This window comes from Caballeronia sp. LZ003 (genome assembly GCF_031451465.1).
GTDB lineage: Bacteria > Pseudomonadota > Gammaproteobacteria > Burkholderiales > Burkholderiaceae > Caballeronia.
The window spans coordinates 273,918-287,619 of record NZ_JARUXJ010000001.1; the positions used below are offsets into that span (position 1 = coordinate 273,918).

Genomic DNA, 13,702 nt, shown 5'->3' on the forward strand with positions numbered 1-13,702 from the left:
CGTATCGCGGCGCATTTCGAACGGCTATGGCGCGCGGCGCAAGTGACGCGCCGCAACCATGCTACGCCGCCGACTTGGGCCGTTGCAGCAAGGGTGCCAGATATCTGCCCGTAAAGCTCGCTTTCGATTTCGCGACCTGCTCGGGTGTTCCCTGAGCGATGATCTGGCCGCCGCCCGCGCCGCCTTCCGGACCGAGGTCGATGACCCAATCCGCCGTTTTGATCACGTCGAGATTATGCTCGATGATCACGACCGTGTTGCCCTGATCTCGCAGACGGTGGATCACTTCGAGCAGAAGCGCGATGTCGTGGAAGTGCAGACCGGTCGTCGGTTCATCGAGGATATAAAGAGTCCGACCGGTGTCGCGCTTGCTCAGTTCCAGCGAAAGCTTGACGCGCTGTGCCTCGCCACCCGAAAGCGTGGTCGCCGACTGGCCGAGCCGGATATAACCGAGGCCCACTTCCAGCAGCGTCTTCAGCTTGCGCGCGACGACCGGCACCGGCTTGAAGAACTCGTGCGCGGCTTCCACCGTGAGGTTGAGCACTTCGCTGATGTTCTTGCCCTTGTACTGAATGTCGAGCGTTTCGCGGTTGTAGCGCTTGCCGTGGCACACGTCGCAGGGCACATAGACATCCGGCAGAAAATGCATTTCGACCTTGATGACGCCATCGCCCTGACACGCCTCGCAGCGTCCGCCCTTCACGTTGAACGAAAAACGGCCGGGATCGTAACCGCGCTCTTTCGCGGCCGGCACGCCGGCGAAGAGTTCGCGGATGGGCGTAAACAGTCCGGTATAAGTGGCCGGGTTCGAGCGCGGCGTGCGGCCGATGGGTGATTGATCGACGGCGATCACTTTGTCGAAGTGTTCGAGACCTTCGATGGACTCATACGGCGCGGGCTCGGTCGATGATCCGTACAAATGTTGGGCAACCGCGTGTTGCAACGTGTCGTTGATGAGCGTGGACTTGCCCGAACCCGAGACGCCGGTCACGCAAGTCAGAAGCCCGACGGGCAAATCGAGCGTCACGCGCTTCAGATTATTGCCGTACGCCTCGACAATACGAAGCTGCCGCTCGTCCGGCGCGGTCCGCTCGGACGGATAACCGATAGTCCGCTTGCCCGACAAATACTGTCCCGTGATCGAATTCGGGTCTTTCTGCACCTGATTCGGCGTGCCTTGCGCGACGATCACGCCGCCATGCACGCCCGCGCCCGGCCCCATGTCGACGACGTAATCGGCCATGCGGATCATGTCTTCGTCATGCTCGACCACGATCACCGAGTTGCCGATATCGCGCAGATGCTTGAGCGTGGCGATGAGCCGGTCGTTGTCGCGCTGATGCAGGCCGATGGACGGCTCATCGAGCACGTACATCACGCCGGTCAAGCCCGAGCCGATCTGCGACGCGAGCCGGATGCGCTGCGCCTCGCCGCCCGAGAGCGTTTCGGCGCTGCGTTCGAGCGACAGGTAATCGAGCCCGACGTTATTCAGGAACGACAGCCGCGCGACGATTTCCTTGACCACCTTGTCCGCGATCTCACCTTTCGCGCCGTCGAGCCGCAGCGTCTGGAAGTAGCCGAGCGTATCGCGCAACGGCCAGCCGCTGACTTCGTAGATGCCGCGAGCGTCATCGCCGGAACCGACTTTGACGAAACGCGCCTCGCGGCGCAGACGCGTGCCCTCGCAGGCCGGGCACGCCTGATTGTTTTGATACTTCGCCAGTTCCTCGCGCACGGCGGCCGAGTCCGTTTCGCGATAACGACGCTCCAGATTCGGCAGAATGCCTTCGAATGCGTGCTCTCTCACCGAAGCGCGCCCGCGCTCGTTGATGTACGAGAACGGAATGACCTGCTTGCCCGAACCGTACAAAAGCGTCTTGCGCACCTTTTCCGGCAGTTCCTCGAACGGCGCGTCGATGTCGTATTCGTAGAACGCCGCGAGACTTTGCAGCATCTGAAAATAGAACTGATTGCGCCGGTCCCAGCCCTTCACCGCGCCCGCCGCGAGCGAGAGCGAAGGATGCGCGACCACGCGCTTCGGATCGAAAAACGTGATCTGGCCCAAGCCGTCGCATTCCGGGCATGCGCCCATCGGATTGTTGAACGAGAAAAGGCGCGGCTCCAGTTCCGGCAGCGAGTACGAACAGATCGGGCACGCGAACTTCGAGCTGAAGAGCTTTTCGTTCTCGGTATCCATTTCGAGCGCGATCGCGCGGCCGTCGGCGAGACGCAGCGCGGTCTCGAACGATTCCGCCAGGCGCTGCTTCATGTCCGGGCGCACTTTAAGCCGGTCGATCACCACGTCTATGGTGTGCTTGTCGTTCTTCTTGAGCTTCGGCAGCGAGTCCACTTCATAGATTTTCGCGACGCCTTCGTTCGCCGTGCCGCCGCCCGAACGAATGCGAAAGCGGATAAAGCCCTGCGCCTGCATCTCTTCGAATAATTCGACGTGCTCGCCCTTGCGATCCACGACGACGGGCGCGAGGATCATCAGCTTGGTTTCCTCGGGCAGCGCGAGCGCGGCATCGACCATCTGCGAGACGCTTTGCGCTTCGAGCGGAATCAGATGATCGGGGCAATAAGGTGTGCCGACGCGCGCAAACAGCAGACGCAGATAATCGTGAATCTCGGTGACGGTGCCGACCGTCGAACGCGGATTATGCGAGGTGGCTTTTTGTTCGATCGAAATGGCCGGTGAGAGGCCTTCGATCAGATCGACATCCGGCTTTTCCATCAGCTGCAGAAATTGCCGCGCGTATGCCGAGAGGCTCTCGACGTAGCGGCGCTGACCTTCGGCGTAAAGCGTATCGAATGCGAGCGACGACTTGCCCGACCCGGACAACCCCGTAATCACAATCAGCTTGTGACGCGGCAAGTCGAGATTGACGTTCTTCAAATTGTGGGTGCGAGCCCCACGAATACGAATTTCTTCCACGAGTCTCTTCCGGGTTCTTTCGGGGGTCTTTCGGGCGTCTTTTAGGTCGTGGCGCGGGGTTTCCTGCGACTACCGGACGACAAAGTAAGGGGGCTAAACCTGCTACTATAACGACTTTTGCAGGGTGCGGCGCCCGTGCCAAAAGGCTCTCAGGGGCTCTCAGGGGCTCTCAAGGCTTCTCGGCGGCTTTCCAACGGCTTTTCCGTTTCCCAGGCGCCTTCGCGTTAATGGCCGCAGGTCGTGCGGCGCGCGAGCCGCCGTGTGTCGCATATAGTGCCGTTTCGAGCCAGAACAAGGCGGCCGCGCCGCGCTCCCCACGCGTCAGGCCAGTCGCGACCCTCACCCATTTCCGTTCCTGATGTCCAATCCGTCTGCCACGTCCACACGTTTGTCCGCGCCGGAATTGCGCGCAACCGTGTCGCTCGCCGCGATCTTCGCGCTGCGCATGCTCGGCCTCTTCATGATCATGCCGGTGTTTTCCATTTACGCGAAAACCATCCCTGGCGGCGATGACGTGTTTCTCGTGGGCATAGCGCTCGGCGCTTACGGCGTCACGCAGTCCATGCTCTACATCTTCTATGGCTGGATTTCAGACAAGCTGGGCCGCAAACCCGTGATCGCATTCGGCCTGCTCGTGTTCGCGCTCGGCAGCTTCGTGGCGGCGGCAGGGCACTCCATGGCGTGGATCATCGCCGGACGTGTGATTCAGGGCATGGGCGCGGTGTCGTCGGCGGTGATCGCGTTCATCGCCGATCTGACTGAAGAAGAAAATCGCACCAAGGCCATGGCGATGGTCGGCGCGAGCATCGGCGTTTCGTTCGCGGTCGCTATCGTTGGCGCACCGATTCTGTTCCACTGGGTCGGCATGAGCGGCCTGTTCACGGTGATCGGCGTGCTGTCGATCGTCGCGGTCGGCGTGGTCCTGTGGGTCGTGCCGGACCCGCCCGTGCCGCCGGTTCACGTCAAGGCACCATTCGCCGAGGTGCTGCACAACGTCGAGTTGCTGCGTCTGAACTTCGGCGTGCTGGTGCTGCACGCAACCCAAACCGCGCTCTTTCTCGTCGTGCCGCGCATTCTCGAAGCGGGCGGGTTACCGGTCGCCTCGCACTGGAAGATTTATCTTCCGGTGATGGGCCTCGCTTTCGTGATGATGGTTCCGGCAATCATCGCTGCCGAGAAGCGCGGCAAGATGAAAGCGGTCATGTTGAGTGCGATTTTTCTTATCCTGATCGGCCAGTTGTTATTAGGCGCGGCTCCCCATACGCTATGGTCTGTGGCCGCGATCCTGTTTGTGTACTTCTTGGGCTTCAACGTGCTGGAGGCGTCGCAACCTTCGCTCGTGTCCAAGCTGGCGCCAGGCACCCGCAAGGGCGCGGCCGCCGGGGTGTACAACACGACGCAGTCCATCGGGCTCGCGCTTGGCGGCGTCATCGGCGGCTGGCTGCTCAAGCTGGATGGCCCGAGTGCGGTGTTCTTCTCGTGTTCGGCGCTGGTGCTGGCATGGTTGATCGTCGCGTCGAAAATGAAGGCGCCGCCGCGCAGGGTCGAGCGCGCGGCGTAGCGAATCTGTATTAATCATATTGAGGCAGTGCGATGTTTCCCGTCCTCTTCCGTGGAAGAGGGTTGAACTGATAACGTCGCATAACTGCTAGTGGGCAAGGAATTTACCGGAGAAATCATGGCATCTGTCAACAAGGTCATTCTCGTAGGCAATCTGGGCGCCGACCCGGAAACGCGCTACCTTCCGAGCGGCGACGCCGTGGCCAACATTCGTCTCGCGACGACCGACCGTTACAAGGAAAAGTCGTCTGGCGAGATGAAGGAACTCACGGAGTGGCATCGCGTGGCGTTCTTCGGGCGTCTTGCCGAGATCGTGAACGAGTATTTGAAGAAGGGCTCGTCGGTGTATATCGAAGGGCGCATTCGCACGCGCAAGTGGACCGATCAGGCGGGGCAAGAGCGCTATTCGACCGAGATCGTTGCCGATCAGATGCAAATGCTCGGTGGCCGCGGCGGAGCAGGCGGCGGCGATGACGGCGGCTACAGCCGCAGCGCGCCGATGGAGCGTTCAGGCGGCGGTGGTGGTGGTGGCGGCCGCGCGTCGGCAGGCGGGCGCGCTGCGGGCGGTGGAGCGGGTGGCGGATCGAGCCGTCCGAGCCAACCTGCGGGCGGCGGTTTTGAAGACATGGACGACGATATCCCGTTCTGACAAGTCGCAACAAATTCGTTTAAACACTAAGCCTCTGGCATTAATTGTCGGAGGCTTTTTTATCAAATCGGCAAGGCGCTTTCCGAAATATCACTTCGAGGCTCTCCGCGATTCCCGCAGCCGTATTACGCTTCCGATTAATCGCGAATAGGTGGCTTTAATCCCGTCAACAAGGAGTCATTGGAAGCCTAATCGGAGTAGTCCTATGGTGCGCGGCTTGTTTGCGTCCTACTTTGATTCATCGAGTTTAGAACGTTTAGTTACTCGCTGCTTTTAGGCATTCATTTATTGATTTCAGATGTTTACTCGATTTTATTGAGTTCGAGCAAACGTAACGGAAGAGAGACTTCGTTGATTGCATAAAGCAATAAATGCGTTCTGACCAAATTAAAAATCAACAACATCATTTAGAGGGGCGACTTTGAAACTTCGCGTAGTGCTGGCCGACGATCATCCTTTCGTGGTCCTTGGCGTAAAGGCGCTTTTCAAGGCCGACGAGGGGATCGATGTCGTCGGTGAGGCGAATAATGCGAGCAGTCTCGTGGTCGAACTCGCGAAGACGCCATGTGACGTGCTTGTCACGGATTTCGCCATGCCTGAGCCTGGGCCGGACGCGCTAGACGGTTTACGGCTGATTCGTAGAGTCAAGCAAGAGTGGCCAAGCATCAAAATCGTCGTGCTGACGAGCGTCAGTAATGTCGCGATTCTTCGTTCTATTCTGAATGCCGGTGCCATCGGACTCGTGAATAAGGCGGAGGCTATTGAACTCGTGGCGACTGCCGTGCGCCATGCGGGAATCGATCGCCGTTATGTCAGTGGGTCTTTTGTTACCGCGTTAGCGGAAGCGGGCGCCGAAACCGAGTCATCACCGGAGGAACCGCGGCTTTCGCCCCGGGAAGAAGAAGTCGTTCGTTTGTTTGCCAAGGGTCGCACGATCACCGAAATCGCCAAAGCGTTGAACCGCGATGTACGCACTATCAGTCGACAGAAGCGAGATGCGATGAACAAGCTCGGAATTAGAAACGACCCGGGTTTGTTCGCGTTTGTACGCGCTCAAGGACTCGGCTGAGTTATCGGTGTGGTGAGTTCGAATTCGGATGCATCTTATGTTTTTTAATGTTTCGGTATCCGATTCTTATCGGTGTCAAGAATGAACTTGAGTTCGCTCAACGCGTGAAGGTTTTAAGTGATGGAATCATTGAATGAAGGTCAAGTGTTCTCGCATGCCAGGAGAATTCGGTTAGCAATAGCGGACGATCATCCGCTCGTCATTCTCGCTATCGAACGGCTGGCTGGGAATTTTCCCAATGTAGAAGTGGTGAGTCGAAGCATCGATTCCACGCAGCTCGACGAGTGTCTGGCACGCGGCGAATGCGACGTGGCCATCGTCGACTTCTTCATGCCGGGGGGGCGCCATGGTGACGGCGTTCAACTCGTGCAGCACATTTCTGCGACTTATCCGAATGTGCACATCGTCGTGCTATCGCGCACCGATAACGCGACGCTCATCAAGCAGGCGCTGGACGCAGGCGCGCACGCGTTCCTCAGCAAAGAGGACCGGCTTGACCTCATCTACGTCGCGATCGTCTCGGTCATTGCCAACGAGACCTATCTCGGACCGGCAATTCGCCGTGCTTTGGCCATTGCAAATACGGAAAGTCACGCTCTGTTCATTCGGCAGAGACTGACTAGCCGGGAAATGGAAGTCATTGAAAACTATGCGCGCGGTGCCAACGTGACTGAGATCGCAAGGAAGCTGGGCCGTAGCGTAAAGACTATCAGCGCTCAGAAATGCGCCGCCATGCGCAAGCTGGATCTGTCCACGGACGCAGATCTGTATCGCTTCGTTGCGGACACGGACCTGATCTGACGCGCGCTTACAAGCAGCACTGCCGGCGGGCGTGGAGACGCACTGCCCTCGTTAGAAGGGCATGCCGGCTTCTAAAATAAAAGAGACCAATGAAAACAAGAATGCCGCTGAGGGCAATCATCGCCGATGATCACCCAATTGTCGTGAAGGGTATCAAGAGCTATCTCGAACGGGACGGCGCCGTCGAAGTAGTGGCGACGGCGCACGACACCCAAGAGCTGGCCGAAGCGCTGGATTCGACTGCTTGTGACTTCGTCTTTTCTGACATTGGAATGCAGGGGATGGAAGGTGAGAGCAGTTCCATCACATTTCTGAGGCGTTTTTCGAGTCGGATCGAGCGGCCGAGGCTGGTCGTCATCACCATGCTTTCACAAGCTCGAATGCTAGCGGGACTCATACGAATGGGCGTCGACGGTGTGGTCGACAAGCGCGACGGACTGGAGTCTCTCGAAACCGCAATTGCGGCCATCAGCGCAGGCAGACGGTTCGCCTCGCCGCTTGCCATAGATGCGTTGAGCAGCCTTCCAGAAACCATGCCCGCATGTGTCGGCGTATTGAGCCGGCGCGAGTGGGAAGTGTTTCGGCTGTACGCCAGTGGCATGGTGGTGCACGAGATTGCAAGCCGATTCGGACGAAGCAGTAAAACCATTGCTACCCAGAAACGCAGTGGCATGCGGAAGCTGGGTCTTAGTTCGGAGGCCGATCTCGTCGAGTATTTCAGGCAGGTGGGCCTCGTCTGACTGAAGTGGACGGTTGGCGTCATCAGAATTATTTAAGACGGTTCCGATGTCTGCGCCAACGGATGCGTATCAGACTTTACTGTTCGACGGCGCCAGCGACAGCCCGTGTTGCAGCGTACGCAAGATTTCCCATGCGGTGTCTTCTCAACGACGCCGACTTCTACCTTTGAGAGATTCGATTTGAGTTCCGTCGTCGTGCGTTGCTGGTTCTTGCTCGTCGTGCTCCTGTCACCGTATTGCACGGAGGTGCGCGCGGATAGTGTCGCGCCTGACGCGCGCGCGACCGCGGCTGAAATCTCGCCCACCAGAGAAAGCATTCCGCCTATCGATGCGGATGCCTTCATGTTTCGCGCTAACGACGCGCTCTCGAACGTTTATGTCTCGGCAGCGCCGTCCCGTGTTCTGAGCGTTACCGCACTGCGCCTGCTTCCTGCACTCATTGGCGTGCTGGCCGTTTTGATCGTCACGCTTCGTGCATTCGTCCTGTTGCAGCGGGAAATGCGAAAGCGTCTCACCATCGAACAGCAACTCGCGACGCAGTTGAGCTTCCAGCAGACCATGATGGAAGTCGTGCCGTATCCGCTTGTCGCGAAGGACATGGACAATCGCTACGTCGCGGTCAACCGTGCGTTCGAGGAGGCCCTGGGCGTTCGCAGGACGGATATCGTCGGACAGACGGCGCTCGAAGTGGGCGCGTGGGGAGCAAAGCACAGCCGTTTGCTGCACGATCTCTCTGGTTGCACGCTCGCCACGGGCAAGCGTCAGGAAGTCGAGGCCGAGTTCTTCGACGAGTTCGGCAGGTCGCGCTACGGCCTCTTCTGGACCGGTGCATTTCTGGCACCGGACGGCGAGCGAGCAGGCGTAGTCGGCACGATGATCGACATTACCGATATTCGCGACGCCGAGATGCACGCCCGTCGCACAGAACGGCGCCTGCACGATGTTACACGCTCGCTTCCCGCTGTCGTCTTCCAACTGCGGCGTGCGCGCGATGGCGCTTACAGTCTTCCGTATATCGACGGCGACACGCGGCAACTGCTTGGCCTCGATCTTGGAGCGTTGGCTAACGATCCGCTCAAGGTATTGCGTCAAGTCAATTCCGAGGACGGCGTGCGCCTGCTGGCGGAAATCGAGCGGTCATCGCTCACGCTCGAGCCGTTGCATACGGAGTTTCGAGCCGTCGTCGGCGGCGTGACGCGCTGGTTTCGCGCAGACCTCGTCGCTCATTGCGAAGACGACGGCGCCGTGGTCTGGAGCGGATATTGGGTGGATGCGAGCGTCGAGCACGCGCGCGCTGAAGAGCTTGCGCGGGCGAGAGATATCGCGGAAGCCGCATCGAGAGCGAAGGACGATTTTCTCGCCATGATGAGCCACGAGATCCGCACGCCTATGAACGGCGTTCTGGGTCTCGTCGAAGTGTTCGAAAATACGCCGCTCAATCCGGATCAGTCGCAAATGCTCGGCATGATTCAGGATTCAGCCAGCGCTTTACTTCAGATTCTCGACGATCTCCTGGACTATTCGAAGATCGAAGCAGGCCGTCTGACGATCGAACCGACCGCGATCGATTTGCGCGAACTCGTCGATAGCGCCGTCGGCTTGCTGGCGGGCAGGGCACACGAAAAGGGCTTGCGAGTGCGAGTCAATGTCGCGCCGGAAGTGGCGGCTACCGTGCAGGGCGACAGCGTGCGTCTGAGGCAGATCATCTTCAACCTGATGAGCAACGCGATCAAGTTCACCAGTGTTGGTGAAGTCGCTGTGCACGTACGGGAAGTGGGATCGACGGAGTCCACTCAGCTGCTCGAACTCTGCGTGAAGGACACGGGCATTGGTATCGCGTCCGAGGCGCAGGCGAGTCTCTTCGAGCCGTTCGTGCAAGCGGAAAAGTCCACTACTCGACGCTTCGGCGGTACGGGCCTCGGACTGACTATCGTCAATCGGCTCGTGGATTTGATGGGTGGCACACTAACGTTGCAGAGCGAAGTAGGCGTCGGCACATCCATGACGCTTCGCCTCGAAATGCCGGTCGAGACTTTGCAGTATCAGATCGACGGCTTGCGCGGCCGGAGAGGCATCGTGGCGATCGACGAAGATCGCGTCGCCGACGCGTTGGTGAACTACGGACAGGCGCTCGGTCTGGTGCTTCAGCGCATTTCGTCGGATAGCCCGAGCCTGATGCTTCTGGAGACGTTCGAAGGCGTCGATATCGTATTTCTAAGCGATACGCACAAGGACAAGCTGCCGTTCGGCTCGCGCGTCATTCACGCGACGGAAAAGCCGAAGCCAACTGGTTATCGAATTCTTGAAGACGATATTCGCGTCAGCATCAATCCCATCTCTTGGCGAGGGCTTGGCGCTGCCTGCGTCGCGGCCTTGACCGGCATGCCGCAGATTGCGGCGCGCGCGACGATGGGCCTCGAACCGAAGAAGGAAGTGCCCGACCGCGAGGCTGCTTTGCGCAACGGCAGGCTCGTGCTCGTGGCGGAGGATCATCCGGTTAATCAGGAGTTGATTCGCCACCAGCTTTCGTTGCTCGGGTTCGCCTGCGATGTTGTGCAGGATGGCGTCGAGGCGCTCGCGGCGCTCGAACAAACGCATTACGGCTTTCTGATCACGGACTGCCATATGCCGAACATGACCGGCTACGAACTGACGAGACGCGTGCGCGCCAACGAAGCGGGAACAGCGGTCCGCCTGCCGATTCTCGGCATCACCGCGAGCACGGCGGCCGAGGAGCGCACCATGTGCCGCGACGCGGGTATGGACGATTGCCTCATCAAGCCCACTCGGCTCGCGACGCTGCGCGAGCATCTTAACCGGTGGTGGTTGAAGGACACGATCGCGCCTGAACCGGAAGGACGGGCAGTCGGCGGCGCCGAAGCAAGGCACGCGGAAGAAGACGAAATCGACCTTGGCGCGATGGCGCAACTTTGGGGCAGCGAGGCGACCGTCAAGGCGCTTCTCGATGCCTTCGTGTCCTCGTTCCGCGACGATCTCGCCGCGCTCGAACCACTGCTCGCACGCGGCACGGTGGAACACTTGCGCGAATGGCATCATCGCGTGTCTGGGGCGGCGAGCGTCTTGCAGTATCGGCCGCTGCTTGATGCGCTGGAAACATTCAGGCGTGACTTGTCGAGTAAGCCACTTGCAATGCGTCGACGGGACGGAAATCTGTTGATCGTTCGCTGCAGGCAATTGCTCGAACGCATAGAGGCGCAAGGCGCCGAGCTCGTTTAAGCGGTCGAATCAATCAAAGCGCGACGCGAATCAAACCGCCTCGCGCTTTTTTCTTTTAGTCGGAAAGACCGGCCGCGCCGAAATCGGACGTCGCACGGTCCCGGAAATGCGTCAGCGCAAAGTCGACGAATGAACGCGTCTTGGCCGATACGTGTCTGCGTCCCGGATAAACGATCGACACTTCCTTGTCCGCGTCGTTCAGCGTGTAGGCCGGCAGCAGGCGCACGAGCGCGCCCGCTTCGACGTCCTGCCGGACATAGCTCTCGGGCAATACGGCAATGCCCATTCCCAATATCGCCGCCTGCCGCAACATGGGTGAACTGTTCACCGTGTACGACGGGTCGATCGACACTTCTTCGAGCGAACCCGTCGGACTGGTGAATGACCACTTCGATCCGTGAATGTCCGTGGACGGCGCGAGAAACTCGTGTTTGACGAGAGCGGCGGGCCGCGCCGGCAGGCCGCGGCGGGCGAGATAGTCGGGCGATGCGACGAGTGCCGCGGCGACCTTGAAAAGCGGCCGGTTGATGAGCGTGCCGCTATTGACGAGATGCGGCACGACGATGCCGACATCGAAGCCTTCATCGACGAGATCGACCGGCCGATGGAGCAGCGTAAGGCTGAGCTTCACGCTCGGATAGCGATCGCGATAAGCGCGCAGCATGGGCGTGAGTTCGAGCAAGGAAAACGATGCCGATGCAACGAGCTTGAGTGTTCCGGATGGATCGACTGAACTGTTCGCTACTGATGCCTCGATATTCTCGACGTGTTCGATCACTGTTCGGCAGCCATCGGCGTATTCCTTGCCCGCTTCAGTCAGCGACACGCTTCGTGTCGTGCGATTCAGCAAGCGGGTATTGAGATGCGCTTCGAGTAGCGAGACATAGCGCGTGACCACGGCGTTCGAAAGATCGAGCGCTGCGGCCGCACGGCCAAAAGAAGATGTCTCCGCGACTTTGAGGAAGACGCGCATCGCCTGTAATTGGTTCATGAGCGGATGGCCTGACGAAAGCGTGAGCTGCGGGTGATCGGTACGAAGTCAGCGAGGGCAGGAGTGCCGCCTCGCGTGCGCGATGTTACGTAGCCCGATACATCTTGTGAATAGGATGACTCCGATGTCTTCTCGCTGTCGCTCGTCAGCCACTGTCGCATGTGTGCAACGATGCTGCGCCTGGTCCATCTCGTTAAAGAAAAAGCATTCGGGTAAGTACCAGATGTGTAAGCGTTAAGTCATATTGAAATTCTATTTTTTGATTTATTCGAAAGACCTTTTGCGTGTTCCTTGGTGGTCTCTGCAAAAAGCTGCGCCATACACTTTGGGCTGCCGAATATCGGTGTGAGGCTTTCTCCGGGGCTTCGATCCCAGATGTGCCGCGCCGCGGCCTTAAGCAACTCATCGAGTCTCGTGACTCAATCAAAGGAATTCGCATGAAAAAGAATCTTATCGGAGCCGCAGTGGCCGCTCTGGCTGCATCGTTCGCCACGGCTGCAAGCGCACAAAGCAGCGTCACGCTGTACGGCACGTTGGACGCAGGTTTCACGTTCGTGAACAACGTGCGCTCGGCACCGGGTTCGGACTACAACAAGGCAAGCGCATGGGGCGTCACTGGCAACAACGTGCAAGACAGCCGTTGGGGCCTGACGGGCGCTGAAGATCTGGGCAACGGCATGAAGGCAGTCTTCAGGCTGGAAAGCGGCTTCAACCCGGCAAACGGTAGCGGCGCCGGTGCTGCTCGCCAATCGTATGTCGGCATTTCGACGAACCAAGGCACGGTAACGTTGGGTCGTCAGAACGACGCCGTGGCTGACTACCTCGGTCCTTTGAGCGCAACGGGCACGTTCGGCGGCACGTACTTCGCGCACCCGGACAACCTGGATAACCTGGACGGCAACAACTTCCGTCTCAGCAACTCGGTCAAGTTCCAGAGCGCCAACTATGCTGGTCTGACGTTCGGCGGCGAGTACGGCTTCTCGAACTCGGCAGGCAGCTTCGCGGCGAATCGCGCGTACAGCCTGGGTGCTGGCTACGCTAACGGCCCGATCAAGGCTGGCATTGCATACACGCAAGCAAATGGTATCAACAGCAACAACGCTGGCGCCATCAACGGTGCTACGGTCGTTCCGCATGTCGTCGGTGACGCTTTTGTAGCAGCCGGTCAGCCGGCAGAGGCCGCAGAAGCCGCATTCGGCACGATCCGTCAACGTACGTTCGGCGCAGGCGCCAGCTACTCGACGAATGCTATGCAATTCGGCCTGCTGTGGACGCAAGTTCGTCAAGACGGCAGCAACTTCGACGCCACGGCCGTCACGAACAACTACGAAGCAAACGCTCGTTACGCTCTGACGCCGGCGCTGTCGCTGGGTGCGGCCTACACGTTCACCAACCAGAAGCTCGGTGCCGTGGGCGAATCCACGCGCGTTCGCTATCACCAGTTCGGCTTGCAGACCGACTACGCGTTGTCCAAGCGTACGGACGTCTACGCTGAAGGCGTGATGCAAATTGCAAGCGGTCTGCCGGAAAACGAATACCCGTCGGCTCAAATCAGCGGTGCAGCAGCATCGTCGAGCAGCCGTCAGGTTCTCGTGACGGCTGGTATCCGTCACCGCTTCTAAAGCGGGCTGAGTTGTAAGCAGTAGCTAGCTAGCAGTAGAAAAAAAGGGCGCCGCGCGGCGCCCTTTTTGCATTCGCGCGCGTGAACGGCGCACGCTGG

At 59.3% G+C, this 13,702-nt stretch carries 9 protein-coding genes; 7 read left to right on the forward strand and 2 right to left on the reverse strand.

What is annotated here, in order from left to right:
• Positions 1 to 61: 61 nt before the first annotated feature.
• On the reverse strand, positions 62 to 2,935 hold the full coding sequence (gene uvrA, locus QCE79_RS01340; RefSeq protein ID WP_250462882.1) for an excinuclease ABC subunit UvrA: 2,874 nt from the start codon (positions 2,933 to 2,935) through the stop codon (positions 62 to 64).
• A 358-nt stretch (positions 2,936 to 3,293) separates the two neighbouring features.
• Between uvrA and QCE79_RS01345 the strand changes: the two genes are divergently transcribed.
• The 6 genes from QCE79_RS01345 (at position 3,294) to QCE79_RS01370 (ending at position 10,991) form a co-directional block, all read left to right on the forward strand.
• The gene (locus QCE79_RS01345; protein WP_250462885.1) at positions 3,294 to 4,496 is read left to right on the forward strand and encodes an MFS transporter; all 1,203 of its coding nucleotides are present in this window, start codon (positions 3,294 to 3,296) and stop codon (positions 4,494 to 4,496) included.
• Positions 4,497 to 4,613: 117 nt separating this feature from the next.
• The gene (locus QCE79_RS01350) at positions 4,614 to 5,144 is read left to right on the forward strand and encodes a single-stranded DNA-binding protein (RefSeq protein WP_250525351.1); all 531 of its coding nucleotides are present in this window, start codon (positions 4,614 to 4,616) and stop codon (positions 5,142 to 5,144) included.
• 421 nt (positions 5,145 to 5,565) lie between these two features.
• Complete coding sequence (locus QCE79_RS01355; RefSeq protein WP_250508536.1) at positions 5,566 to 6,213, forward strand: response regulator transcription factor; 648 nt, start codon at positions 5,566 to 5,568, stop codon at positions 6,211 to 6,213.
• Positions 6,214 to 6,333: 120 nt separating this feature from the next.
• Positions 6,334 to 7,014: a response regulator transcription factor gene (locus QCE79_RS01360; protein ID WP_250525353.1), complete on the forward strand. Its 681-nt coding sequence runs from the start codon at positions 6,334 to 6,336 to the stop codon at positions 7,012 to 7,014.
• A gap of 89 nt (positions 7,015 to 7,103) precedes the next feature.
• Positions 7,104 to 7,754: a response regulator transcription factor gene (locus tag QCE79_RS01365; protein ID WP_309841280.1), complete on the forward strand. Its 651-nt coding sequence runs from the start codon at positions 7,104 to 7,106 to the stop codon at positions 7,752 to 7,754.
• Between the two features lie 180 nt (positions 7,755 to 7,934).
• The gene (locus QCE79_RS01370) at positions 7,935 to 10,991 is read left to right on the forward strand and encodes an ATP-binding protein (RefSeq protein WP_309841282.1); all 3,057 of its coding nucleotides are present in this window, start codon (positions 7,935 to 7,937) and stop codon (positions 10,989 to 10,991) included.
• A 55-nt stretch (positions 10,992 to 11,046) separates the two neighbouring features.
• Here the strand turns inward: QCE79_RS01370 and QCE79_RS01375 are convergent, their stop codons facing one another.
• On the reverse strand, positions 11,047 to 11,982 hold the full coding sequence (locus tag QCE79_RS01375; protein ID WP_309841284.1) for a LysR family transcriptional regulator: 936 nt from the start codon (positions 11,980 to 11,982) through the stop codon (positions 11,047 to 11,049).
• Positions 11,983 to 12,419: 437 nt separating this feature from the next.
• Between QCE79_RS01375 and QCE79_RS01380 the strand changes: the two genes are divergently transcribed.
• On the forward strand, positions 12,420 to 13,604 hold the full coding sequence (locus QCE79_RS01380) for a porin (protein ID WP_309841286.1): 1,185 nt from the start codon (positions 12,420 to 12,422) through the stop codon (positions 13,602 to 13,604).
• Positions 13,605 to 13,702 lie beyond the last annotated feature (98 nt).

What these genes read in the sequence shown, in the direction of transcription:
- QCE79_RS01345 (WP_250462885.1), top strand. Translation starts at nt 3,294, where the DNA reads ATGTCCAATCCGTCTGCCACGTCCACACGTTTGTCCGCGCCGGAATTG.
- QCE79_RS01380 (WP_309841286.1), top strand. Translation starts at nt 12,420, where the DNA reads ATGAAAAAGAATCTTATCGGAGCCGCAGTGGCCGCTCTGGCTGCATCG.
- QCE79_RS01360 (WP_250525353.1), top strand. Translation starts at nt 6,334, where the DNA reads ATGGAATCATTGAATGAAGGTCAAGTGTTCTCGCATGCCAGGAGAATT.
- QCE79_RS01350 (WP_250525351.1), top strand. Translation starts at nt 4,614, where the DNA reads ATGGCATCTGTCAACAAGGTCATTCTCGTAGGCAATCTGGGCGCCGAC.
- QCE79_RS01365 (WP_309841280.1), top strand. Translation starts at nt 7,104, where the DNA reads ATGAAAACAAGAATGCCGCTGAGGGCAATCATCGCCGATGATCACCCA.
- QCE79_RS01375 (WP_309841284.1), bottom strand. Translation starts at nt 11,982, where the DNA reads ATGAACCAATTACAGGCGATGCGCGTCTTCCTCAAAGTCGCGGAGACA.